Source organism: Pseudomonas sp. AC070, from assembly GCF_979258635.1.
The window spans coordinates 3,480,062-3,500,501 of the sequence record NZ_OZ409871.1 but is presented as its reverse complement, the minus strand read 5'-3'; the positions used below and the strand labels follow the sequence as shown (position 1 = coordinate 3,500,501).

Genomic DNA, 20,440 nt, shown 5'->3' with positions numbered 1-20,440 from the left:
CCAGGAGAGTTGACACCGTGTGGGAGCTAGTCAAAGCAGGTGGCTGGATGATGCTACCGATCATTCTGTGTTCCATCGCTACCGTGGCCATCGTTGCCGAACGCCTGTGGACCCTGCGCGTTAACCGCGTGGCGCCGCCTCATCTGCTGGGGCAGGTGTGGCGCATGATCAAAGACAAACAGCTGAACAAAGACAAGCTCAAGGAACTGCGCAACAGCTCGCCGCTGGGACAAATCCTCGCTGCCGGTCTGACCAATTCCAAACATGGTCGCGAGATCATGAAAGAGTGCATCGAAGAATCCGCCAGTCGCGTCATCCATGAGATGGAACGCTACCTCAATGCCCTCGGCACCATTGCCGCCATGGCGCCGCTGCTCGGCTTGCTCGGCACGGTGTTCGGCATGATCGAAATCTTCAGCGGTTTTATGGACAACGGCCAAGCCAACGCCGGGCAACTGGCCGGCGGTATCGGTAAAGCGTTGGTGACCACGGCAGCGGGCCTGATCGTGGCAATTCCGGCGGTGTTCTTCCACCGTTACCTGCTGCGCCGCGTGGACGAAATCGTCGTCACCATGGAACAGGAAGCCATCAAGTTGGTGGAAGTGACCCAGGGCGATCGCGAAGTCGATTTCGTTGAGGACAGCAAGCCGTGAAATTCCGCCGCAGAGCCAACAGTGTCGCCCGTGACGAGGTGTTCCTGAACCTGACGTCGCTGATCGATGTGATCTTCGTGCTGCTGCTGTTCTTTGTCGTCACCACCACTTTCAGCCGCCCGACCCAGCTGAAAATCGAGCTGCCGGAAGCGGCCAGCGGCACGCCGCCGGAAGCCACCGAGCTGAAGCAACTGGAGGTGGCGATTGCTGCCGATGGCACCTACTCGTTGAATGATCAGGTGCTGAGCAAAAGCGATCTGGCCACGCTGATGGCCGCGCTGCAGCGTGAGTCGGCCGGCGACAACAGCTTGCCACTGACCATCAATGCCGACGGCAAAGCCACCCACCAAGCGGTGGTGACGGCGATGGACGCAGCCGGCAAGCTGGGCTTCAGTCAACTGCGCATTACCACCATCGAGGCGCCAAAGGCGCCTTGATGGTCCGCCGCTGATGGCTGCCTCAGACAAACTCCTAAACGCCTGGTACCAGGGCCATCCCGCGCTGCGTCTGTTGTGGCCGCTGGAGTGGTTGTACCGGGCGGTGGTCACGCGTAAACGCCAGCGTTTCCTGGCCGGCGAGGGCGACAGTTACCGCGCGCCCGTGCCGGTGGTGGTGGTCGGCAATATCACCGTTGGCGGCACCGGCAAAACGCCGATGATCCTCAGCCTGATCGCCCATTGCCAGCAGCGTGGCCTCAAGGTCGGCGTAGTCAGTCGTGGCTACGGCGCCAAACCCCCGCAGTTCCCGTGGCGGGTGCGCGCCGAGCAGTCGGCCGACCAGGCCGGCGACGAGCCGCTGTTGATTGTGCAACGCACCGGCGTGCCGCTGATGATCGACCCCAACCGCGCCAACGCCGTGCGCGCCTTGCTCGCCGACGAACCGCTGGACCTGATTCTCAGCGATGACGGCATGCAGCATTACCGCCTGGCGCGCGATATCGAATTGGTCTTGATCGACGCGGCGCGCGGCCTCGGCAACCGACGCTGCCTGCCCGCCGGGCCGCTGCGCGAGCCGGTGGAGCGTTTGCAGAGTGTCGACGCGGTGCTATTCAACGGCGCCACCGCCGACAGCGCCGAGGGCTTTGGTTTCACCTTGCAACCCAGCGCCCTGGTCAATCTGCGCAGCGGCGAGCGGGTGGGCCTTGAGCATTTTCCGCCCGGCCAGGCGCTGCACTCAGTGGCCGGCATCGGCAACCCGCAGCGTTTCTTCAACACGTTGCAGGCGTTACACTGGCGCCCGATTTCCCATGCCTTCGCCGACCATGCCGAGTACACCGCCGAGCAGCTGACATTCAGCCCCGCGCTGCCCTTGGTAATGACCGAGAAGGACGCCGTGAAATGCCGCGCCTTTGCCGGTGACAATTGGTGGTACCTGGCAGTTGACGCTGTGCCGTCGCCGGCATTTCTGGCCTGGTTCGACCACCGTCTTGCGGGTCTGCTGCCGGCGCGCTAAGCCTGCGCAGACCGCCCCTCCATTCACCCGTTAAAGGAATTCGCAATGGACCCCAAACTACTCGACATCCTCGCGTGCCCCCTGTGCAAAGGCCCACTGAAGCTGGCTGACGATAAATCCGAGCTGGTGTGCAAGGCCGACGCATTGGCCTTCCCCGTGCGCGAAGGCATTCCGGTGATGCTGGAAACCGAAGCCCGCAGCCTGAACGTCGACGAGCGCCTGGATAAGTAAATGAGCACAGCCTTCACCGTTGTCATTCCCGCCCGCTACGCCTCCACCCGCCTGCCCGGCAAACCGCTGCAAGACATCTGCGGCAAGCCGATGATTCAGCACGTTTGGGAACAAGCCTGCAAAAGCAGCGCCCAGCGCGTGGTTGTGGCCACCGACGATGCGCGCATTGTCGAGGCCTGCAAGGGCTTTGGCGCTGAAGTGGTGCTGACCCGCGTGGACCACAACTCCGGCACCGATCGCCTTGCCGAAGTGGCCAGCGCGCTGGGGCTGGCCGGTGATGCCATTGTGGTCAACGTGCAAGGCGACGAACCGCTGATTCCGCCTGCCGTTATTGATCAGGTGGCCGCCAACCTGGCAGCCCATCCCGAGGCGGCGATGTCGACCCTGGCCGAACCGATTGAAGAAGTTGCCGCGCTGTTCAACCCCAACGTGGTCAAGGTCGTCACCGACCAGAACGGCCTGGCCCTGACCTTCAGCCGCGCACCGTTGCCGTGGGCGCGTGACGCCTTCGCCGCCAGCCGCGAGCAGTTGCCGGCAGGCGTGCCGTACCGTCGCCACATCGGCATCTACGCCTACCGCGCGCAGTTCCTGCACAACTTCGTGAGCTGGGGCCCGTGCTGGCTGGAAGACACCGAATGCCTGGAGCAACTGCGCGCGCTGTTTCACGGCGAGCGCATTCATGTCGCCGATGCCCTGGAAGCGCCGCAAGCGGGCGTCGACACCCAAGAAGACCTGGAGCGCGTTCGGCGCCTGCTGGGGGCCTGATGCGCGTGTTGTTCGTGTGCCTGGGCAACATTTGCCGGTCGCCCTCGGCAGAAGGCGTATTCCGCCAGCAACTGCTTAACGCCGGGCTTGATGGTCAGGTGGAGGTCGACTCCGCTGGCACCGGTCCGTGGCACGTCGGCAAGCCTGCCGACAGCCGCGCCAGCGCCGCCGCCTTGCAGCGCGGCTACGACCTTTCCGCCCTGCGTGGGCGGCAAGTGAGCCAGGCGGACTTCGAGCAGTTCGACTTGATCTTGGCCATGGATCACAGCAACTTCGCCGACCTCAAAGCCCTGCAGCCGGCCAACAGCCGCGCCGAACTCGACCTGTACTTGCGTCGCTACCAGCTCGATGCCGACGAAGTGCCCGACCCGTACTACGGCGGTGCCGACGGCTTCGAACAGGTGCTCGACATGCTCGAACAAGCCGGCGCGCAATTGCTCAACGAAGTGCGAGGCCGGCTATGAACGTGGCCGAGCAGGTGTCGCTCAAACCCTTCAACACCTTTGGCGTCGATGTACGCGCGGCGCAGTTTGCCGAGGCCCATAACGATGACGACGTTCGCACTGCGCTGAAACTGGCTGAGGAGCGTCAACTACCGCTGCTGGTCATTGGCGGCGGCAGCAATCTGCTGCTCACCGGCGACGTGCAGGCCTTGGTGCTGCGCATGGCCAGTCGCGGCATTCGCATTGTAGAAAACGCCGAGCAGGTGGTGATTGAAGCCGAGGCGGGCGAGCCGTGGCATCCGTTTGTGCAGACCACCTTGAGCCAAGGCCTGAGCGGCCTGGAAAACCTCAGCCTGATTCCCGGCACCGTTGGCGCCGCGCCGATGCAGAACATTGGCGCCTATGGCGTCGAGATCAAAGACGTGTTCCACAGCCTGACCGCGCTCGACCGCCAGACCGGCGCGCTGCGCGACTTCAGCCTGGCCGACTGCAACTTCGCCTACCGCGACAGCGTGTTCAAACAGCAGCCCGGTCGTTGGCTGATCCTGCGCGTGCGCTTTGCCTTGAACCGTCAGCAGCACCTGCATCTGGAATACGGACCGGTGCGCCAGCGCCTGGCGGAGCAGGGCATCGACACGCCCACCGCCACCGACGTGAGCCGCGCCATCTGCGCCATCCGCGCGGAAAAACTGCCCGACCCGGCCGTGCTGGGTAATGCTGGCAGCTTCTTCAAAAACCCACTGGTGGACGCTGAGCTGGCTGCCAATTTGCGCGAAGAACATGTCGACGTGGTCGCTTACCCGCAGGCCGATGGCCAAGTGAAATTAGCAGCCGGTTGGCTGATCGAGCGGGCAGGGTGGAAAGGCTTTCGCGACGGCGATGCTGGCGTGCACAAGCTTCAGGCGCTGGTGCTGGTGAACTACGGTACCGCGACGGGCGAGGAACTGCTCGCACTGGCCAAGCGCATTCAGGCGGATGTGCGGGAGCGGTTTGGGGTTGAGTTGGAGATAGAGCCGAACGTGTTGTAGCGTCCGCGACCCTCTCCCCAACCCTCTCCCAGAGGGAGAGGGGGCCGGACGGTGATATAGAAAAAACGCCGGTTGGCTCCCCTCGCCCGCTTGCGGGAGAGGGGCTGGGGGAGAGGGCAAGCCGTTACAAAAAACCATGAATAAAAAAACCGCGCACGAGGCGCGGTTTTTTATTAGCGGAACACTCAGTTCACCTGCGCACCCTTGGCAATCCACGCCCCAATCAACTCCCGCTCTTGCGGCGTCATCTGGGTCAGGTTGCCCAGCGGCATGGCTTGGGTCGCCACAGCCTGCGCCTGAATACGCGGGGCCATTTGCTGGATCTGCTGAGGCGTGTCGAACATCACCCCGGCTGGCGCCGCACTGAACATGCTGTTGGTGGGCTTGGCCGAGTGGCAGACCGCGCAACGCACTTGAATCACTTCATGCACTTTGTCGAACCCAGGAGCGCCGGCTGGCGCGCTGGCCTGGGCTACCGGTTGCTCGGCTGGCGCTGGCTGCTTGGCGGCTTCGTCGGCGGTTTCCTTGGCCGTCTTGCGGCCAATGGCGGTGGCGGGCAGCGGTTGGTATTCGACGGCTTTGGCGGCTTGCTCATTGCCCGCACCGCTCATGCTCGACAGGCTCGGGCCGGTTACGAAGGCCAGGCAAATCATGCCCAACGCGCCGGCCGGCAGGGCCCAGCTGAAGCTGTTGCTGTGGTGACGGGTGTTGAAGTAGTGACGCACGATGACGGCCAATACCGCGATGCCCGACAGGATCAGCCAGTTGTAGTGGCTGCCGTAGGTGCTCGGGAAGTGGTTGCTGATCATGATGAACAGCACCGGCAAGGTGAAGTAGTTGTTGTGGCGCGAACGCAGCAGGCCTTTGGCCGGCAGGGCCGGGTCGGGCGTGCGATTTTCTTCGATGGCTTTCACCAACGCGCGCTGGGCCGGCATGATCGTGTTGAACACGTTACCGACCATGATGGTGCCGATGATGGCGCCGACATGGATGTACGCACCGCGCCCGCTGAATACCTGGCTCAGGCCAAACGCTGCGGCCACCAACAGAACAAACAGCACCAGGCCGAGCAGGGCCGGTTGTTTACCCAGCGCCGAGTCGCACAGGAAGTTGTAGATAAACCAGCCGCTGACCAGCGAACCCACGCCGATGGCGATGGCGGCCGCTGGGCTGAGGTCGCTACCGGGCGCAATCAGGTACAGCGAAGGGTTGAGGTAATAGACGATCAGCAGCAGGGTAACGCCCGACATCCAGGTCCAATAGGCTTCCCATTTGAACCAATGCAGGTTGTCCGGCATTTTCGGCGGGGCGAGTTTGTATTTTTCCAGGTGGTAAATACCGCCACCGTGAATCGCCCACAAATCACCGGCCAGGCCATCACGCGGATTGGCGCGGTTGAGGTTGTTTTCCAGCCAGACGAAATAGAACGACGCACCGATCCAGGCGATGCCGACAATCATGTGAACCCAGCGCACCGCCAGGTTCGCCCATTCAATCAAATGTGCTTCCACAGTGTTTACCTCTTCCCGGAACCGGCTGGCCGGCTGCCGAGCTTCTCTTATTGGTGGGGGTTGAGGAGAACCTGTTCATCCTCGGTAAAAAAATGCTCATCGCAGTTGTTGCCAGAACCGCTGCGATCAACCACCAGGAAGTCATCCCGCTTTTCGATCGTCAGCACCGGGTGGTGCCAAACGCCGCGATGGTAATTAATGCCCTGCTTGCCATTGCTGACAAAAGCACGGACCAAACCTGATACAGGTGCATCGCCAAGTGGCGCGACCACGATCAGAAAGGGATTGCCGAGCAGCGGAATAAACGCCTGACTGCCCTGCGGATGGCGCTCCAACATGCCGATGGTGAGCGGGTATTCCAGCTTTTCAGCGCTGAAAATACTAATGATCGCCTTGTCATCCGGCTGCGCCGTCTCAACCGTCGCTAGCTTGTGATAGCGGCGGGTAGAACCGTTGTTGATCATGAAATAGTCGCTGCCCTCGGTTTCGATGACGTCCCCGAACGGGGCGAAGGCTTCTTTGGTTAGCGGTTCGATGATCAGTGTGCGCATGTTGGTTTCTACATTATTCGTGAGTGAGGCTTTAAAGCTCCCCTCTCCCGCGTGCGGGAGAGGGGCTGGGGGTGAGGGCTGAGTCAAACGCGAATCTTGACCCGCAAAAGCCCCTCACCCTAACCCTCTCCCTGAGGGAGAGGGGACTGACCGTGTGTTATTTCGCAACCTTGCCAAACAACCGCAGACGACTAACACCACCATCCGGGAACACGTTCAAACGTACGTGGGTGATCGGGCCCAAGGCTTTGATCTGCTCGGCGAATTCGTGCTCGGCGTGCATTTGCAGTTTCTGGCTTGGCAGCAGTTCGCGCCAGAACAGGCTTTGGGTTTCGATCTGGCTGTCGGTGCCGCCTTTAACGAACGCGCCTTGAATCGAGCAGCTGTCCGGGTAGTTGCCTTTGAAGTGCAGGGTGTCGACCACGATGCGTTCGATTTCGCCCGGGTGGCCCAGCGCGACGATGACCCAGTCATTGCCTGGCGTGCGGCGGCGTGCGGTTTCCCAGCCGTCGCCCATGTTGATGCCACGGCCCGGGTTGAGGATATTGCTCATACGGCCGAAGTGTTCGTCGGAGCAGGCCAAGGCACGGCCGCCGTTCAAGGCGCTGGCCAGGTCGACCTGTTCGTTGTCGCCCACGTTCGACCAGTCACGGAACGGCACGCCGTATACGCGCAGACGCGCCACGCCGCCGTCCGGGTAGATGTTGAAGCGCAGGTGAGTGAACGCCTGGCTGCTGGCGATTTCGTGGTAGTGGTGGCTGTCGCCTTTCAGCTCCACAGCGCCCAATACTTCGGTCCACTCGGTGCTGTCGCTCGGGTCGCCTTCGGCTACAAAGCAGCCTTCCAGGGACGCCGATGGCGGGAAGTTACCGGTGAAGAAGCTGGTGTCGATGTCCACACCCTTGATCGAGCCCGGCACGCCGAGTTTGATCACCGCGCTGTCGTAGCCTTCGAAGCGCTTGCGGCGCGATTCCCAGCCGTCCATCCACTTGCCGTTGTCATCGAACACGCCCTCCTTCCACACGGCCGGAGTCGGCTGGAACAGGCGGTTGACGTCGGCGAACCAGTCATCGGTAACCGAGATGGCCTTGGTGCCCAGGCGGGCGTCGGCGAGGTTGACGTATTTCTCGAAGGGTACGGCGTAAGCTTTCATTGTTTGTCTGCCTTAGATGGGGCGGGGAGAGGTGGCGGCGTCAGGAACTGCAGGCCTTATAGGGTCTGCAAACGGAACAGCGCGATCTTGTTGATTTCGGCCAGCGCCCGCTCGAACTCTGCTTCCTTGGAGTTGTGAATGCGCTCCTCGAACGCTGCGAGAATCTGGTGCCGATTGCTGCCCTTGACCGCCATGATGAAGGGAAACGCGAACTTCGCTTTGTAGGCGTCGTTCAGCTCGGTGAAGCGTTGAAACTCTTCAGCCGTGCATTCGTGGATGCCCGCACCGGATTGCTCCGAGGTGCTGGCTTCTGTCAATTCGCCGCGCACGGCGGCTTTGCCGGCGAGGTCCGGGTGAGCGTTGATCAGTGCCAACTGGGCGGCGTGATCGGCGCTGAGCAGGATGTCGGCCATGCGGCTGTGCAGGCCCTCGATGTCGTCAAGGCTGCTGTCGGCGCCCAGGTCGTAGGCTTTCTCGGCCACCCACGGCGAATGCTCGTAGATATCGGCAAAGGCGCGCACGAAATCTTCGCGGCTCAGTGTGGAAGGCGTCAGGGTCTGGAAGCGGCTCATTTCGCGCTCTCTTGGCTGAAGGGGTGAGTGGCGTGCCAGTGGCGGGCGATGTCGACGCGGCGGGCGAACCACACCTGTTCGAAGCCCTGCACGTATTCGATAAAGCGCTGCAATGAGGCCAGGCGGGCAGGGCGGCCAATCAGGCGGCAATGCAGGCCGATGGACAGCATTTTCGGCGCCTCGGCACCTTCGGCGTAGAGCACGTCGAAGGCGTCTTTGAGGTAGTTGAAAAAGTCATCGCCGCTGTTGAAACCCTGCACCTGGGTGAAGCGCATGTCGTTGGTGTCGAGGGTGTACGGAATCACCAGATGGGCTTTGCCAGTCGGGTTGTTCTGTTCCCAATAGGGCAGGTCGTCGTCGTAGGTGTCGGAGTCATAGAGGAAGCCGCCTTCCTCCATCACCAGGCGCCGGGTGTTCGGCCCGGTGCGGCCGGTGTACCAGCCCAGCGGGCGTTCACCGGTAATTTCAGTAATGATGCGAATGGCCTCCAGCATGTGCTCGCGCTCTTGCGCTTCGTCCATGTACTGGTAGTCGATCCAGCGGTAGCCGTGGCTGCAAATTTCGTGGCCCGCAGCGGCCATGGCGCGAATCAAATCCGGGTGGCGTTGCGCGGCCATGGCCACGGCAAACACAGTGAGCGGAATACCGGTTTTCTCGAACAGCTTGAGAATGCGCCATACCCCGGCGCGGCTGCCGTATTCGTACAACGACTCCATGCTCATGTTGCGCTCGCCTTGCAGCGGCTGAGCGGCAACCATTTCCGAGAGAAACGCCTCGGACTCTTTATCGCCGTGCAACACGTTGCGCTCGCCGCCTTCCTCGTAATTGAGCACAAAGGAAATGGCGATGCGGGCGTTGCCCGGCCAATGCGGATGGGGGATGTCGTTGCCGTAACCGATCAGGTCGCGAGGGTAGTCAGCGCTCACTGCAGGTGTTCCTTCTTATGAATGGTGCGGTCGCAGAGAACGCTGGGTAAGCGTGGGCAACCGTGATGGGCTGATTGTATACAAAGTGATAGGTGTTTTGTAAATGGAAAATTTCGCTGTTTTTTCCGTTTACGTGATGCCTTTCAGCGTAGCTCAACGCCCGCCCTTAACCTTGCGGTGCGCCAAGGCAGTGCGTCCAAGAAACGGACGCGCTCGGATTGGGCAGCTCGCGCGCAGGAAAATTGTTGGCATTGATTGTGTACAATTTCTTCGTGGAATGTCTCGAAATTTCAGGCGCACATGCTATGCTCCAAGCCGCGCCCAGGCCTGTGGCTGGTGTGGCGCTCCGAATTCACCTGCATAGAGGAGGCGCGGCGGCTGCGTTTGGCGCAGTTGCCCGGAACCGATGGGACGTTTAACCACGCATGTTTTGGACGCCGCTCACGGCTGCCCAGGTAGCAATATCAAAGTTGAGCTGTATCGCGTAGAAGGGTCGTCCGTGGTGTTGATCAACACCCTGCACACCAATGACGACGGTCGTTGCGACTCGCCAGTGCTACAGGGTGAGGACTACGCTTCGGGCGTTTATCAGCTGCATTTCCACGCCGGCGATTATTACCGCGCCCGTGGTGTGCAATTGCCAGAACCCGCGTTCCTGGATGTGGTGGTGTTGCGCTTCGGCATCGATGCCGGCCAGGACCACTACCATGTGCCGCTGCTGATTTCGCCGTATAGCTATTCGACGTATCGCGGTAGCTAGAACGTTAGATCAAGAGCATCGCGACTGAAGTCGCTCCTACAGGGGGAGTGGCGGGTCCGGCGCTGCTGCGGATGGCAACATTCGTGTAGGAGCGACTTCAGTCGCGATGCTCTTGATCCACCAGCATCGCGACTTCTCAGCCGCTTCCTCAGCGACTCAACAACGAAGCCGTCCCCGCCCCCGCAAACAACCCCGCGCTGACCCGGTTAAACCACACCTGCCCCTTGCCCGAACGCAAAAATGTCGCAGCGCCGCGTGCGCTCAGGCCGTAGAACAACTTGCAGCCCAAATCCAATGCCGCCCAGGTGGCAATCATCACCATCAGCTGATTGCCCATGGGCTGATCGGCGCTGATGAACTGCGGCAGAAAGGCGGCGAAGAACAGGATGTCTTTCGGGTTGCTCGCGCCCAAACCAAACGCTTTCAGAAACATGCTGCGCCGGCTCGGTGCGGTCAGCGGTTGGTCGTCAGCCTTGGCCGGTTTCGCCGCTTCGCGCGACTCTTGCCAGCTCTGGTAGGCGAGGTAGAACAGGTACAACGCGCCCAGCACTTTCAGCATGCTGAACAGTTTTTCCGACGCCAGCAGCAGGGCGCCGAGGCCGAGTGCGGAAGCGCTGAGCAGGCAGATGGAGGCGCTGACGCCACCGAGAAAGGCCGGTGCTGAGCGGCGCAAGCCGTAGTTCAGGCTGTTGCTGACCATTAACAGCGACAACGGGCCGGGAATCAGAATGACGATCAGCGCGGCGCTGCTAAATAACAGCCAGGTGTCCAGGTTCATTGCGGGCCTCTTCAGATGTAGAAAAGCCCCGACGCTTTAACGTCGGGGCTCGTGGAGCAGTTTTGAGCGTTGGCGAAGATTACAAGAAGGCGAATTTCAGTGCGCAGATAATCGCCAGCACGTACAGGCTCGGGGTGATTTCCTTGTGTTTGCCGGTGGCCAGCTTGAGCACCACGTAGGTGATAAAGCCCATGGCCAGGCCGTCGGTAACCGAGAAGGTCAGCGGCATCATTACAACGGTGATAATCGCCGGGATGGTGTTGGTGTGGTCGTCCCAGTCGATGTGCGCCATGCCGCTCATCATCAACATGGCCACGTAAATCAACGCACCGGCCGTGGCGTAGGCGGGAATCATGCCGGCCAGCGGGGCGAAGAACATCGCGGCAATAAACAGCACGCCAACGGTTACCGCCGTGAGCCCTGTACGACCGCCCGAAGCCACGCCAGCGGCGCTTTCTACGTAGCTGGTCACCGGCGGGCAGCCCACCAGGGCACCGAAGGCGCTGGAGGTACTGTCTGCCTTCATGGCGCGGCTGAGGTTTTCGATATGGCCGTTTTCGTCCACCAGGTTCGCCCGTTGCGCCACGCCCATCAGGGTGCCGGCGGTGTCGAACATGTGCACGAACAGGAAGGCCAACACCACGCTGATCATGCCGACGTTAAGGGCGCCGGAAATGTCCATCGCCAGCCAGGTTGGCGCCAGGCTCGGTGGCATGGAGAAGATGCCGCCGAACTCGACGATACCCAGACCCCAGCCCGCCAGCGTGACGGTAAGAATGCTGATCAGAATGCCGCCGAACACGCGGTGGTATTCCAGCACCGCAATCATCAGAAAGCAGATGGCAGCCAGCAGCGGGCCAGCGGCGGTGAGGTCGCCCATCTTCAGCAAGGTTTCAGGGCTGGCCACCACAATGCCTGCCGTCTTCAACCCGATCAGCCCGAGAAACAGACCAACCCCGGCGCCCATGGCAAACCGCAGGCTCGCCGGAATGCTGTTGAGCAGCCATTCGCGGATGCGCGAGAAGGTCAGAATCATAAACAGAATGCCCGAGAGGAATACCGCCCCCAGCGCGATCTGCCAGCTGTAGCCCATGGTGCCGACCACGGTGTAGGTGAAGAACGCGTTCAGCCCCATGCCCGGCGCCAGGCCGACCGGCCAGTTGGCGTAGAGCCCCATAAGGAAGCAACCGAACGCGGCGGCGATACAGGTGGCCACGAAGGCCGCACCGTGATCAATGCCGGCGTCGGCCATGATGTTGGGGTTAACGAAAATGATGTACGCCATGGTGATAAACGTAGTCAGGCCGGCGGCGAGCTCGGTTTTGACAGTGGTGCCATGAAAGGACAGCTTGAACAGCCGTTCCAACAGGCCAGTGCGCGCGGGCTTCGCAGCATAAAGTTGTTCTTGTTTGGTGCTTTCCACAGCGGGGTACTCCTCATTTCTCTTATTTTGGTCACCGAGTACTGCGCGCCTGTAAGAAGGGTGGCGGTGCTCTGAGGTAGGTGGCTTACGTGGTGCGCTTGCAGGTGCTTTGTTGACTCTTTGGTCAGGAAGTCACTCGAGCGCGATTATGCGTTTGTATACAAAAAAAGCAATTAATGTTTTTATTGTTGCGCAAAACGAACGGATTGATTGTTCGCGAAGGGATAAGCGGATTGTACGCGACAGTTCCGGCGATGCTTTTGGTTTAATCCGTTAATAATCAATGGCGTATAGATTTTTGGCGTATGGGGTGGTCGGGTGAGGAGTGGCCATTCGCGCCTCGGTTACAGCTGGCTAGGGACGTTTTAAGCGTAAAAACGCCGGCGTTTTTGTCCGGTTACGCCCGAAAAAACTAAGACGGCTGTAGGTGGGGTCTGTATTTGGCTGGTGATCTCTCTGACGTCTCGTGCGCTCCGTTAGGAGCTGCTGGCTAGATTGTGTACAATGCGCCGGTATTTTTACCCTCTCTATTTACCCGCCGAGGCTTGCCAGCCCAGGGGGGAGAAGCAGTAGAGTCGCGCATGACCGCAGAACTTCTGACGCGAGCCCGAATGAACGAACAATTGCAGCCCCTCAAGAAGCAACCGCGTACTGGCAAAGCCAGCCACAGCGGCACTCAGGATGACGTCGTTTACGCGCATATTTTTGATGCGATTCTGGAACAGCGCCTGGCGCCCGGCACCAAGCTGAGCGAAGAAGCGTTGGGCGAAATCTTCGGCGTAAGCCGCACCATTATTCGTCGCGCGCTGTCGCGCCTGGCTCACGAAAGTGTGGTGCTGTTGCGCCCCAACCGTGGCGCCGTGGTGGCCAGCCCAAGCGTTGAAGATGCACGACAGATTTTCTACTCGCGCCGCCTGGTTGAACGCGCCATTACCGAACTGGCCGTCGAACACGCCAGCGCCGAGCAACTGGCTGAATTGCGCCAGATGGTGGCGGATGAGCAAGCGAGCTTTTCCCGTGGGGATCGTGGTGCTGGCATTCGTCTTTCCGGCGAATTCCATTTGAAACTGGCCGAAGCTGCGAAGAACGCGCCGCTGATCAGCTTCCAGCGCAGCCTGGTGTCGCAGACCTCGTTGATCATCGCCCAGTACGAAAGCGGCAGCCGCTCGCACTGTTCCTACGATGAGCACAATCAGTTGATCGACGCCATCGAAGCGCGTGACGTGACGAAGGCTGTGAGCCTGATGATGCATCACATGGATCACATCGACAGCAAGCTCAACCTCGACGAAGACAGCGCCTCGGATGATTTGCATGCGGTGTTCTCGCACTTGCTGCAAACCAAGAAGAAGGCACCGCGCTCGGCGGCGCCTCGGTAGGTTGTTTTCGGTATAAAAAAACCGCCTCATTGGGCGGTTTTTTTTGGGGCTTACTTGGAGCGCCGGTGCGGCGGGTTAGGGTGATTGGTCCGACGATTCGGAATCCAGAATCTGGGATGAGTCGGACATCGCTGCCCTCTCCCTAACCCTCTCCCGCAAGCGGGAGAGGGGACTGATTGTGGGTGCGATCGGTCCGCGCATGACGGTCTCGGCGACACATATCAAAAGCATCGCGGCTAATCGGAATGCCGCCCAGCCGCTCCCACAGGAATATGTGCGCGCAGTTTAAACATCCGTCATCCTCGCGCACGCGGCGGTCCGACGATTCGGGATCCAGAGTTTTGGATGAGTCGAACATCGCTGCCCTCACCCTGCCCCTCTCCCGCAAGCGGGAGAGGGGACTGACCGTAGTTGTCGGTCAACCACGAAACCTGCCAGCAATCGCCTTCAGCGCTTATGCACACTCTGCCCAGCCGCAAACGTTTCCTTCACGGCACGATCATCACCAATGGTCATCAGCACAAACAGTTTCTCTTCCAAATCCTTGGCCTGCTGCAAGCGGTAGGACAGCAGCGGCGTGGCGTGGTAGTCGAGCACGATGAAGTCGGCGTCGTTGCCGCTGGCGAAGCTGCCGATTTTGTCGTCCAGGCGCAGGGCCTGAGCGCCGCCCAGGGTGGCGAGGTACAGCGATTTGAACGGGCTCAGTTTGTTGCGCTGCAACTGCTGCACTTTGTAGGCCTCGTTCAAGGTTTGCAGCATGGAGAAGCTGGTGCCCGCGCCAACGTCGGTGCCCAGGCCTACGTTCACGCCGAACTGTTCAGCCTGCTTGAGGTTGAACAGGCCGCTGCCCAGAAACAGGTTCGAGGTAGGGCAGTGCGACACAGCGGAACCGGTTTCTGCCAGGCGCTGGCATTCCTCGTCGCACAGGTGCACACCGTGGGCGAACATTGAGCGCTCGCTGAGCAGTTGGAAGTGGTCGTACACATCCAAATAGCCTTTCTGCTGCGGGAACAGCGACTTAACCCACGCAATTTCGTCGACGTTCTCGGACAAGTGCGTGTGCATGTACAGCCCGTCGTATTCCTGCAGCAACTTGCCGGCAGCGGTGAGCTGTTCGGGCGTGCTGGTCGGGGCGAAGCGCGGGGTCACGGCGTAGTGCAAACGCGCCTTGCCGTGCCAGCGCTCAATCAGCGCTTTGCTGTCGTCGTAGCTCGACTGCGCGGTGTCGGTCAGGTAGTCCGGGGCGTTGCGGTCCATCATCACTTTACCGGCGATCATGCGCAGGTTCAGCGCCTCGCTGGCGGTGAAGAAGGCGTCCACCGATTGCTTGTGCACGCTGGCAAATACCAGGGCGGTGGTGGTGCCGTTACGCAGCAGTTCCTTGAGGAAAATATTCGCGACATCGGCGGCGTGAGCCGGGTCGGCGAATTGTTTTTCGGTGGGGAAGGTGTAGGTGTTCAGCCAGTCCAGCAACTGCTCGCCATAGGCGGCGATCATGCCGGTTTGCGGGTAGTGGATGTGGGTGTCAATAAAGCCCGGGGTGATCAGCGCGTCGCGGTATTCGATCACTTCCACGCCGTTGAGCGTGGGCAGCAGATCCTTGGCGTGGCCGACCTTGGCGACGTGGCCATTGTCGACCACCAGCACGCCATCTTCGAAATACTCATAGGACTGCGCGTCGCCCACCAGGGCGGGGTCGGCAATGCTGTGCAGGATGGCGGCGCGGTAGGCTTTCACGTGGCTTGTCATGGGCAGTCTCGTTGTACGTATTTATTGGTATGCGGTGTCGTTGGGCGTCGCGTGCGGCTCAGCCCGATAAAGCGGTCTACGCCTTGGCGCGACGCGAGGCGGGCAGCAGTTTGGCGACGCTTTCGCCGCTCTTTTCACCCTGGCCAAATTTGGCGTTATAGGTGGCGATCACCTCGCCAGCGATGGACACGGCAATCTCGATGGGCAGCTTGCCTTTCACTTCGGCAATGCCCATGGGGCAGCGCATTTTCTGCATCACCTCGGCGCTGAAGCCGCGATCACGCAGACGGTGTTCAAACTTCACCCGCTTGGTTTGCGAACCGATCAGGCCGTAGTAGGCGAAGTCGTTGCGCTTGAGGATGGCGGCGGTCAGTTCCAGGTCGAGCTGGTGGTTGTGGGTCATGACGATGAAGTAACTGCCGGGCGGCATGTTTTCCACCTCATCGACCACCTCGTCGTTCAGCACTTTCGTGGCGCCTTGAGGAATGTGTTCGGGAAACTCGTTTTCCCGCGAATCGATCCAGCGCACCTTGCAGGGCAGGCTCGCCAGCAGCGGCACCAACGCGCGGCCGACGTGGCCCGCGCCGAACACGGCGATTTGCGCTTGCGGCTGGCCCATGGGCTCGAACAGCAGCACCGTGGCGCCGCCGCAGCATTGGCCGAGGCTGGCGCCAAGGCTGAAGCGTTCCAGGCGGGTGTCCTGGGTGCGGTTGGCGAGCATCTCGCGGGCCAGCTCCATCGCCTTGAATTCCAAGTGCCCGCCGCCCACGGTTTCGTAGATGCGGTCGGCAGTGACGACCATCTTCGAACCGGCATTGCGCGGCGTAGAACCCAGTTCTTCGATGATGGTCACCAGCACGCAGGGTTGCCCCTGTTGCTGCAAGTCGGCGAGGGCGCTGATCCAGCTCATTTGCTCAGCCTCCAGGTGCGAAGCGGTGTTGCGGAACGGGACAGGCGCCAGTCGTCATCGGCTTTCGAGGCGGTGGCGGGCTGTTCCAGTAACACCAGACGCGGCAGGGCTTCGGGGCTCTGCGGTGCGGCTGGGGCGGTTGTCTGTGCGGTGTGTGTTGTCATTGTTGTTCACCGGTTTTATTGGTCAATCTTCGTTCCTGTAGGAGCGGCTTTAGCCGCGATGCTTGTTATCTCGCGAGCATCGCGGCTAAAGCCGCTCCTACAGTGGTTTGCGTTAGGCGGTCTCGACTGCGGCCGAAGCCTTGGCTTTCTGTTCCTTCATCACCTTCCTCATCTGCTCCACACCCCACAGCACGCGCTCCGGTGTAGCGGGGGCGTCGATTAGGGGTTGTACGCGGTAGTCAGCCAGGCTGGCGACGGCGTCTTTGATGGCGCACCAGGCGGCGATGCCGAGCATGAACGGCGGCTCGCCCACGGCTTTGGAGTGGAACACGGTGTCTTCCGGGTTCTTGCGGTTTTCCACCAGTTTCACGCGCAGGTCCAGCGGCATGTCGGCGATGGCGGGAATCTTGTAACTCGCCGGGCCGTTGGTCATCAGCTTGCCCTTGGCGTTCCACACCAGCTCTTCCATGGTCAGCCAACCCAGGCCTTGCACGAACGCGCCTTCCACCTGGCCAATGTCGATGGCCGGGTTCAGCGAATCGCCCACGTCGTGGAGGATGTCGCCGCGTAGGAATTTGTATTCGCCGGTGAGGGTGTCGACGATCACTTCAATGCACGCCGCGCCATAGGCGAAGTAGTAGAACGGCCGACCCGCTGCCTTGCTGCGGTCGTAGAAGATTTTCGGCGTGCGGTAGAAACCGGTGGCCGATAGGGAAATCTGCCCGAAGTAGGCCTTCTGAATCATTTCTTCAAACGACAGGTACTGATCGCGCACGCGCACCTGGCCGTTACGGAATTCGATGTCTTCCGGCGTCACGCGGTATTCGCGGGTGAGGAAATCCACCAGGCGCGCCTTGATGGTTTCCGCCGCATTCTTGGCCGCCATGCCGTTGAGGTCGGCGCCGCTGGAGGCCGCAGTCGGCGAGGTGTTAGGCACCTTGTCGGTGTTGGTGGCGGTGATCTGGATGCGGGCGATGTCCACCTGCAACACCTCGGCAACGATCTGCGCCACTTTGGTGTTCAGACCCTGGCCCATCTCGGTGCCGCCGTGGTTCAGGTGGATGCTGCCGTCGGTGTAGATGTGGATCAGCGCGCCGGCCTGGTTGAGGAAGCTGGCGGTAAAGCTGATGCCGAATTTAACCGGCGTCAGGGCCAGGCCTTTTTTCAGAATCGGGCTGGTTTTGTTGAATTCGGCAATTTCGATACGGCGCTTGGCGTAGTCGCTGCTGGCTTCCAGTTCGGCGGTCATCTCGTGGATAACGTTGTGCTCGACGGTCTGGTGGTAGTGCGTAACGTTGCGCTCGGTTTTGCCGTAGTAGTTGAGCTTGCGCACCTCCAGCGGGTCTTTGCCGAGGTCGCGGGCGATGTGGTCCATGATCTGCTCGATGGCGACCATGCCCTGCGGGCCGCCGAAGCCGCGGTAGGCGGTGTTCGAGGCGGTGTTGGTCTTGCAGCGATGACCGTTCACCGTGGCGTTGCCGAGGAAGTAGGCGTTGTCAGAGTGGAACATGGCGCGGTCGACGATGGAGTTCGACAGGTCCGGAGAGTAGCCGCAGTTGCCGGCCAGTTCGATTTCGATGCCATGCAGCAGGCCGTTTTCGTCAAAGCCCACGTCGTACTCAACGTAGAACGGATGGCGCTTGCCGGTCATTTGCATGTCTTCAACGCGCGGCAAGCGCATTTTGGTTGGGCGCTTGGTCAGGTGCGCGATCACGGCGCACAAACACGCCGGGCTCGCGGCCTGGGTTTCCTTACCGCCAAAACCGCCGCCCATGCGGCGCATGTCGATGACCACTTTGTGCATCGGTACGTCCAGCACTTCGGCCACCAGCTTCTGCACTTCGGTGGCATTTTGCGTGGAGGTGTAGACGATCATGCCGCCGTCTTCGGTGGGCATAACCGAGGAAATCTGGGTTTCCAGGTAGAAGTGTTCCTGGCCGCCAATGTGCAGCGAACCCTGCAAGCGGCGCGGGGCGGTGGCCAGCTTGCTGGCCGAATCGCCGATGCGGTGCTGGTGGCTGTCGAGCACGAAATGCTTGTTGCGTAGTGCCTCGACCACGTCGAGCACCGGTTCCAGGTCTTCGTATTCGATGATCGCAGCCATGGCGCCTTTGCGGGCGTTTTCATGGGTGTCGGCGGCGACGGCAATCACTACCTGACCCACGTACTGCACCAGGCCGTCGGCCAGCAGCGGATCGCCAGGCGCGACGGCGCCGATGTCGAGCAGGCCGGGCACATCTTTATGGGTGATGGCGATGGCCACGCCTGGCACTTGGTAGCAGGGCGACACATCAATTTTCGTCACGCGAGCATGGGCGCGGTCGCTCAGGCGGGCATACACGTGCAGCTGATTGGGGAATTCCAGGCGGTCGTCAACGTATACGGCTTCGCCCGACACATGCTTGTCGGCGCTTTCGTGTTTAACGCTGCGGCCTACGCCGGTGGTGATGCCGGCACGGAACAGTTCGGCCAGTTCTTCCTGGCTTTTCGGGGCGTGGTGGTTAGACATAAGCGGTCACCCGTGTTTCGACGTCTGGAGTTTGCAGCTCGAGGAAAAATTTACGCAGCAGGTTCTGTGCGGTGAGCAGGCGGTATTCCTTGCTGGCGCGGAAGTCGCTCAGCGGGCTGAAATCGTTGGCCAGCGCGTCGCAGGCCAGTTCGATTACATCCGCGTTCCACTTGGCGCCTTGCAGCGCGGCTTCGCAGGCGGCGGCGCGTTTCGGAATGGCGGCCATGCCACCAAAGGCGACACGGGCGCTTTGCACCACGCCATCGGCAACCACCACGTTGAAGGCGGCGCACACGGCGGAAATGTCGTCGTCCAGACGTTTCGACACTTTGTAAGCGCGGAACGCCTGATTGCTCTGGTGACGCGGCACCACGACTTTCTCGATGAACTCGGCTTCCTGGCGAGCGGTGACTTTGTAATCGAGGAAGTAATCTTCGATCGGCAGGCTGCGGCTCTGGTTGCCTTTGCGCAGCACCACACGAGCGCCGAGGGCGATCAGCAGCGGCGGGGCGTCGCCGATGGGCGAGGCGTTGCCAATGTTGCCGCCCAAGGTGCCTTGGTTACGGATTTGCAGCGAGGCGAAGCGGTGCAGCAGTTCGCCGAAGTCCGGGTATTCCTTGGCTAACGCGCCGTAGCAGTCGGACAGCGGTGTAGCGGCGCCGATCTCGATGGCATCGTCGGTGAACTCAACGCGTTTCATTGCTTCCACGTGGCCAACGTAGATCATCACCGGCAGCTCGCGGTGGAACTGGGTGACTTCCAACGCCAGGTCGGTACCACCGGCGAGCAGGCGTGCTTGCGGGTTGGCGGCGTAAAGGTCGGCGAGATCGGAAATGGTCAGCGGCAGCAGGCAACGCTTGTCGCCGCTGTTCAGTTCGGCAGTTTCTTGCGGGGCGATGGCTTGCAGCTTGGCGATGGTTTCAGCTTCAGCAGCGTCGAATTGGTCCGGCTGTTTCTGGCAGCAGGCTTGCTCGGCGGCGTCGATGATCGGGCGGTAGCCCGTGCAGCGGCACAGGTTGCCGGCCAGGGCTTCCATGGTTTGCGCCTTGTCGAAGCCGTCGCTGTTTTTTTGCAGCGCGAACAGCGACATCACAAAACCTGGGGTGCAGAAGCCGCATTGCGAGCCGTGGCAATCGACCATGGCTTGCTGAACGCTGTGCAGTTGGCCTTGATGCTTGAGGTCTTCAACGCTGATCAACTGTTTGCCGTGCAGCGAGGAAACGAACGTAAGGCAGGAGTTGAGCGTGCGGTAGCGAATGCGCGGGGTGCCGGACGACTCGTCCAACTCGCCCACCACCACGGTGCACGCGCCGCAGTCGCCGGAAGCGCAGCCTTCCTTGGTGCCGGGTTTGGCCAGGTGCTCACGCAGGTAATTCAGCACGGTGACATTCGGGTCGAGACGCTGCTCGGTGCGCAGCTCACGATTGAGTAAAAACTGGATCAAGGACGACCTCCAGGCACTTTCTTGTTTTTTATGGCACGC

General features: G+C 61.0%; 21 protein-coding genes. 9 read left to right on the top strand and 12 right to left on the bottom strand.

Going from position 1 to position 20,440, the window contains the following annotated elements; translation table 11 throughout:
- Positions 1 to 17 precede the first annotated feature (17 nt).
- Genes ACZZ0Q_RS15685 through murB form a run of 7 tightly spaced genes read left to right on the top strand, consistent with a single transcriptional unit; the run spans position 18 to position 4,572 of the window.
- Complete coding sequence (locus ACZZ0Q_RS15685; RefSeq protein WP_463382241.1) at positions 18 to 653, top strand: MotA/TolQ/ExbB proton channel family protein; 636 nt, start codon at positions 18 to 20, stop codon at positions 651 to 653.
- Positions 650 to 1,090: an ExbD/TolR family protein gene (locus ACZZ0Q_RS15680; RefSeq protein ID WP_122496874.1), complete on the top strand. Its 441-nt coding sequence runs from the start codon at positions 650 to 652 to the stop codon at positions 1,088 to 1,090. Before ACZZ0Q_RS15685 ends, ACZZ0Q_RS15680 begins: the two co-directional genes overlap by 4 nt.
- 13 nt (positions 1,091 to 1,103) lie before the next feature.
- Positions 1,104 to 2,105 (top strand): tetraacyldisaccharide 4'-kinase, encoded by a 1,002-nt coding sequence (gene lpxK / locus ACZZ0Q_RS15675; RefSeq protein ID WP_463560739.1) that lies wholly within the window; start codon positions 1,104 to 1,106, stop codon positions 2,103 to 2,105.
- 45 nt (positions 2,106 to 2,150) lie between these two features.
- Positions 2,151 to 2,336: a Trm112 family protein gene (locus ACZZ0Q_RS15670; RefSeq protein ID WP_108097092.1), complete on the top strand. Its 186-nt coding sequence runs from the start codon at positions 2,151 to 2,153 to the stop codon at positions 2,334 to 2,336.
- On the top strand, positions 2,337 to 3,101 hold the full coding sequence (gene kdsB, locus ACZZ0Q_RS15665) for a 3-deoxy-manno-octulosonate cytidylyltransferase (RefSeq protein ID WP_122496878.1): 765 nt from the start codon (positions 2,337 to 2,339) through the stop codon (positions 3,099 to 3,101).
- Complete coding sequence (locus ACZZ0Q_RS15660) at positions 3,101 to 3,565, top strand: low molecular weight protein-tyrosine-phosphatase (RefSeq protein ID WP_463541667.1); 465 nt, start codon at positions 3,101 to 3,103, stop codon at positions 3,563 to 3,565. Before kdsB ends, ACZZ0Q_RS15660 begins: the two co-directional genes overlap by 1 nt.
- Complete coding sequence (gene murB, locus ACZZ0Q_RS15655; protein ID WP_463541668.1) at positions 3,562 to 4,572, top strand: UDP-N-acetylmuramate dehydrogenase; 1,011 nt, start codon at positions 3,562 to 3,564, stop codon at positions 4,570 to 4,572. The genes ACZZ0Q_RS15660 and murB overlap by 4 nt, the downstream gene beginning before the upstream one ends.
- 185 nt (positions 4,573 to 4,757) lie before the next feature.
- Here murB and ACZZ0Q_RS15650 read toward each other — a convergent pair whose 3' ends face one another.
- The 5 genes from ACZZ0Q_RS15650 to puuE all read right to left on the bottom strand — a co-directional run bounded on the left by ACZZ0Q_RS15650 (position 4,758) and on the right by puuE (position 9,285).
- Positions 4,758 to 6,083 (bottom strand): urate hydroxylase PuuD, encoded by a 1,326-nt coding sequence (locus ACZZ0Q_RS15650; RefSeq protein WP_463541669.1) that lies wholly within the window; start codon positions 6,081 to 6,083, stop codon positions 4,758 to 4,760.
- A 47-nt stretch (positions 6,084 to 6,130) separates the two neighbouring features.
- The gene (locus tag ACZZ0Q_RS15645) at positions 6,131 to 6,634 is read right to left on the bottom strand and encodes an ureidoglycolate lyase (protein WP_463560737.1); all 504 of its coding nucleotides are present in this window, start codon (positions 6,632 to 6,634) and stop codon (positions 6,131 to 6,133) included.
- A 157-nt stretch (positions 6,635 to 6,791) separates the two neighbouring features.
- On the bottom strand, positions 6,792 to 7,787 hold the full coding sequence (gene alc, locus ACZZ0Q_RS15640) for an allantoicase (RefSeq protein ID WP_463541670.1): 996 nt from the start codon (positions 7,785 to 7,787) through the stop codon (positions 6,792 to 6,794).
- A 56-nt stretch (positions 7,788 to 7,843) separates the two neighbouring features.
- Positions 7,844 to 8,359: a 2-oxo-4-hydroxy-4-carboxy-5-ureidoimidazoline decarboxylase gene (gene uraD, locus ACZZ0Q_RS15635; RefSeq protein WP_463541671.1), complete on the bottom strand. Its 516-nt coding sequence runs from the start codon at positions 8,357 to 8,359 to the stop codon at positions 7,844 to 7,846.
- Positions 8,356 to 9,285 carry an allantoinase PuuE gene (gene puuE / locus ACZZ0Q_RS15630; protein ID WP_463541672.1) on the bottom strand — a complete coding sequence of 310 codons (930 nt, stop codon included), beginning with the start codon at positions 9,283 to 9,285 and terminating at the stop codon, positions 8,356 to 8,358. The genes uraD and puuE overlap by 4 nt, the downstream gene beginning before the upstream one ends.
- A 406-nt stretch (positions 9,286 to 9,691) precedes the next feature.
- On the opposite strand from puuE, the gene uraH reads away from it, so the two are divergent.
- Positions 9,692 to 10,045 carry a hydroxyisourate hydrolase gene (gene uraH / locus ACZZ0Q_RS15625; protein WP_463541673.1) on the top strand — a complete coding sequence of 118 codons (354 nt, stop codon included), beginning with the start codon at positions 9,692 to 9,694 and terminating at the stop codon, positions 10,043 to 10,045.
- A 148-nt stretch (positions 10,046 to 10,193) separates the two neighbouring features.
- Here uraH and ACZZ0Q_RS15620 read toward each other — a convergent pair whose 3' ends face one another.
- Positions 10,194 to 10,823, bottom strand: coding sequence for a LysE family translocator (locus ACZZ0Q_RS15620; RefSeq protein ID WP_463541674.1), 630 nt, complete (start codon positions 10,821 to 10,823; stop codon positions 10,194 to 10,196).
- A gap of 79 nt (positions 10,824 to 10,902) precedes the next feature.
- Positions 10,903 to 12,246 (bottom strand): NCS2 family permease, encoded by a 1,344-nt coding sequence (locus ACZZ0Q_RS15615; RefSeq protein ID WP_463541675.1) that lies wholly within the window; start codon positions 12,244 to 12,246, stop codon positions 10,903 to 10,905.
- Between the two features lie 611 nt (positions 12,247 to 12,857).
- Between ACZZ0Q_RS15615 and ACZZ0Q_RS15610 the strand changes: the two genes are divergently transcribed.
- Positions 12,858 to 13,625 carry a GntR family transcriptional regulator gene (locus ACZZ0Q_RS15610; protein WP_463542312.1) on the top strand — a complete coding sequence of 256 codons (768 nt, stop codon included), beginning with the start codon at positions 12,858 to 12,860 and terminating at the stop codon, positions 13,623 to 13,625.
- 447 nt (positions 13,626 to 14,072) lie between these two features.
- Here ACZZ0Q_RS15610 and guaD read toward each other — a convergent pair whose 3' ends face one another.
- The 5 genes from guaD to xdhA form a co-directional block, all read right to left on the bottom strand.
- The gene (guaD, locus tag ACZZ0Q_RS15605; protein WP_463541676.1) at positions 14,073 to 15,374 is read right to left on the bottom strand and encodes a guanine deaminase; all 1,302 of its coding nucleotides are present in this window, start codon (positions 15,372 to 15,374) and stop codon (positions 14,073 to 14,075) included.
- A 76-nt stretch (positions 15,375 to 15,450) separates the two neighbouring features.
- Positions 15,451 to 16,284, bottom strand: a complete 834-nt coding sequence (xdhC, locus tag ACZZ0Q_RS15600) for a xanthine dehydrogenase accessory protein XdhC (RefSeq protein ID WP_463541677.1) — start codon at positions 16,282 to 16,284, stop codon at positions 15,451 to 15,453.
- The gene (locus ACZZ0Q_RS15595; RefSeq protein WP_463541678.1) at positions 16,281 to 16,448 is read right to left on the bottom strand and encodes a hypothetical protein; all 168 of its coding nucleotides are present in this window, start codon (positions 16,446 to 16,448) and stop codon (positions 16,281 to 16,283) included. The genes xdhC and ACZZ0Q_RS15595 overlap by 4 nt, the downstream gene beginning before the upstream one ends.
- Positions 16,449 to 16,560: 112 nt before the next feature.
- A complete protein-coding gene (xdhB, locus tag ACZZ0Q_RS15590; protein WP_463541679.1) occupies positions 16,561 to 18,957 on the bottom strand; it encodes a xanthine dehydrogenase molybdopterin binding subunit in 2,397 nt (798 codons plus the stop codon).
- Complete coding sequence (xdhA, locus tag ACZZ0Q_RS15585; RefSeq protein ID WP_463560735.1) at positions 18,950 to 20,401, bottom strand: xanthine dehydrogenase small subunit; 1,452 nt, start codon at positions 20,399 to 20,401, stop codon at positions 18,950 to 18,952. The genes xdhB and xdhA overlap by 8 nt, the downstream gene beginning before the upstream one ends.
- Between the last annotated feature and the right edge of the window lie 39 nt (positions 20,402 to 20,440).

Coding starts and splice junctions, on each gene's coding strand:
- lpxK (WP_463560739.1), top strand. CDS start 1,104: ATGGCTGCCTCAGACAAACTCCTAAACGCCTGGTACCAGGGCCATCCC.
- ACZZ0Q_RS15660 (WP_463541667.1), top strand. CDS start 3,101: ATGCGCGTGTTGTTCGTGTGCCTGGGCAACATTTGCCGGTCGCCCTCG.
- murB (WP_463541668.1), top strand. CDS start 3,562: ATGAACGTGGCCGAGCAGGTGTCGCTCAAACCCTTCAACACCTTTGGC.
- alc (WP_463541670.1), bottom strand. CDS start 7,787: ATGAAAGCTTACGCCGTACCCTTCGAGAAATACGTCAACCTCGCCGAC.
- uraD (WP_463541671.1), bottom strand. CDS start 8,359: ATGAGCCGCTTCCAGACCCTGACGCCTTCCACACTGAGCCGCGAAGAT.
- ACZZ0Q_RS15610 (WP_463542312.1), top strand. CDS start 12,858: ATGAACGAACAATTGCAGCCCCTCAAGAAGCAACCGCGTACTGGCAAA.
- xdhC (WP_463541677.1), bottom strand. CDS start 16,284: ATGAGCTGGATCAGCGCCCTCGCCGACTTGCAGCAACAGGGGCAACCC.
- uraH (WP_463541673.1), top strand. CDS start 9,692: ATGGGACGTTTAACCACGCATGTTTTGGACGCCGCTCACGGCTGCCCA.
- ACZZ0Q_RS15595 (WP_463541678.1), bottom strand. CDS start 16,448: ATGACAACACACACCGCACAGACAACCGCCCCAGCCGCACCGCAGAGC.
- ACZZ0Q_RS15620 (WP_463541674.1), bottom strand. CDS start 10,823: ATGAACCTGGACACCTGGCTGTTATTTAGCAGCGCCGCGCTGATCGTC.
- kdsB (WP_122496878.1), top strand. CDS start 2,337: ATGAGCACAGCCTTCACCGTTGTCATTCCCGCCCGCTACGCCTCCACC.
- ACZZ0Q_RS15670 (WP_108097092.1), top strand. CDS start 2,151: ATGGACCCCAAACTACTCGACATCCTCGCGTGCCCCCTGTGCAAAGGC.
- guaD (WP_463541676.1), bottom strand. CDS start 15,374: ATGACAAGCCACGTGAAAGCCTACCGCGCCGCCATCCTGCACAGCATT.
- ACZZ0Q_RS15645 (WP_463560737.1), bottom strand. CDS start 6,634: ATGCGCACACTGATCATCGAACCGCTAACCAAAGAAGCCTTCGCCCCG.
- xdhB (WP_463541679.1), bottom strand. CDS start 18,957: ATGTCTAACCACCACGCCCCGAAAAGCCAGGAAGAACTGGCCGAACTG.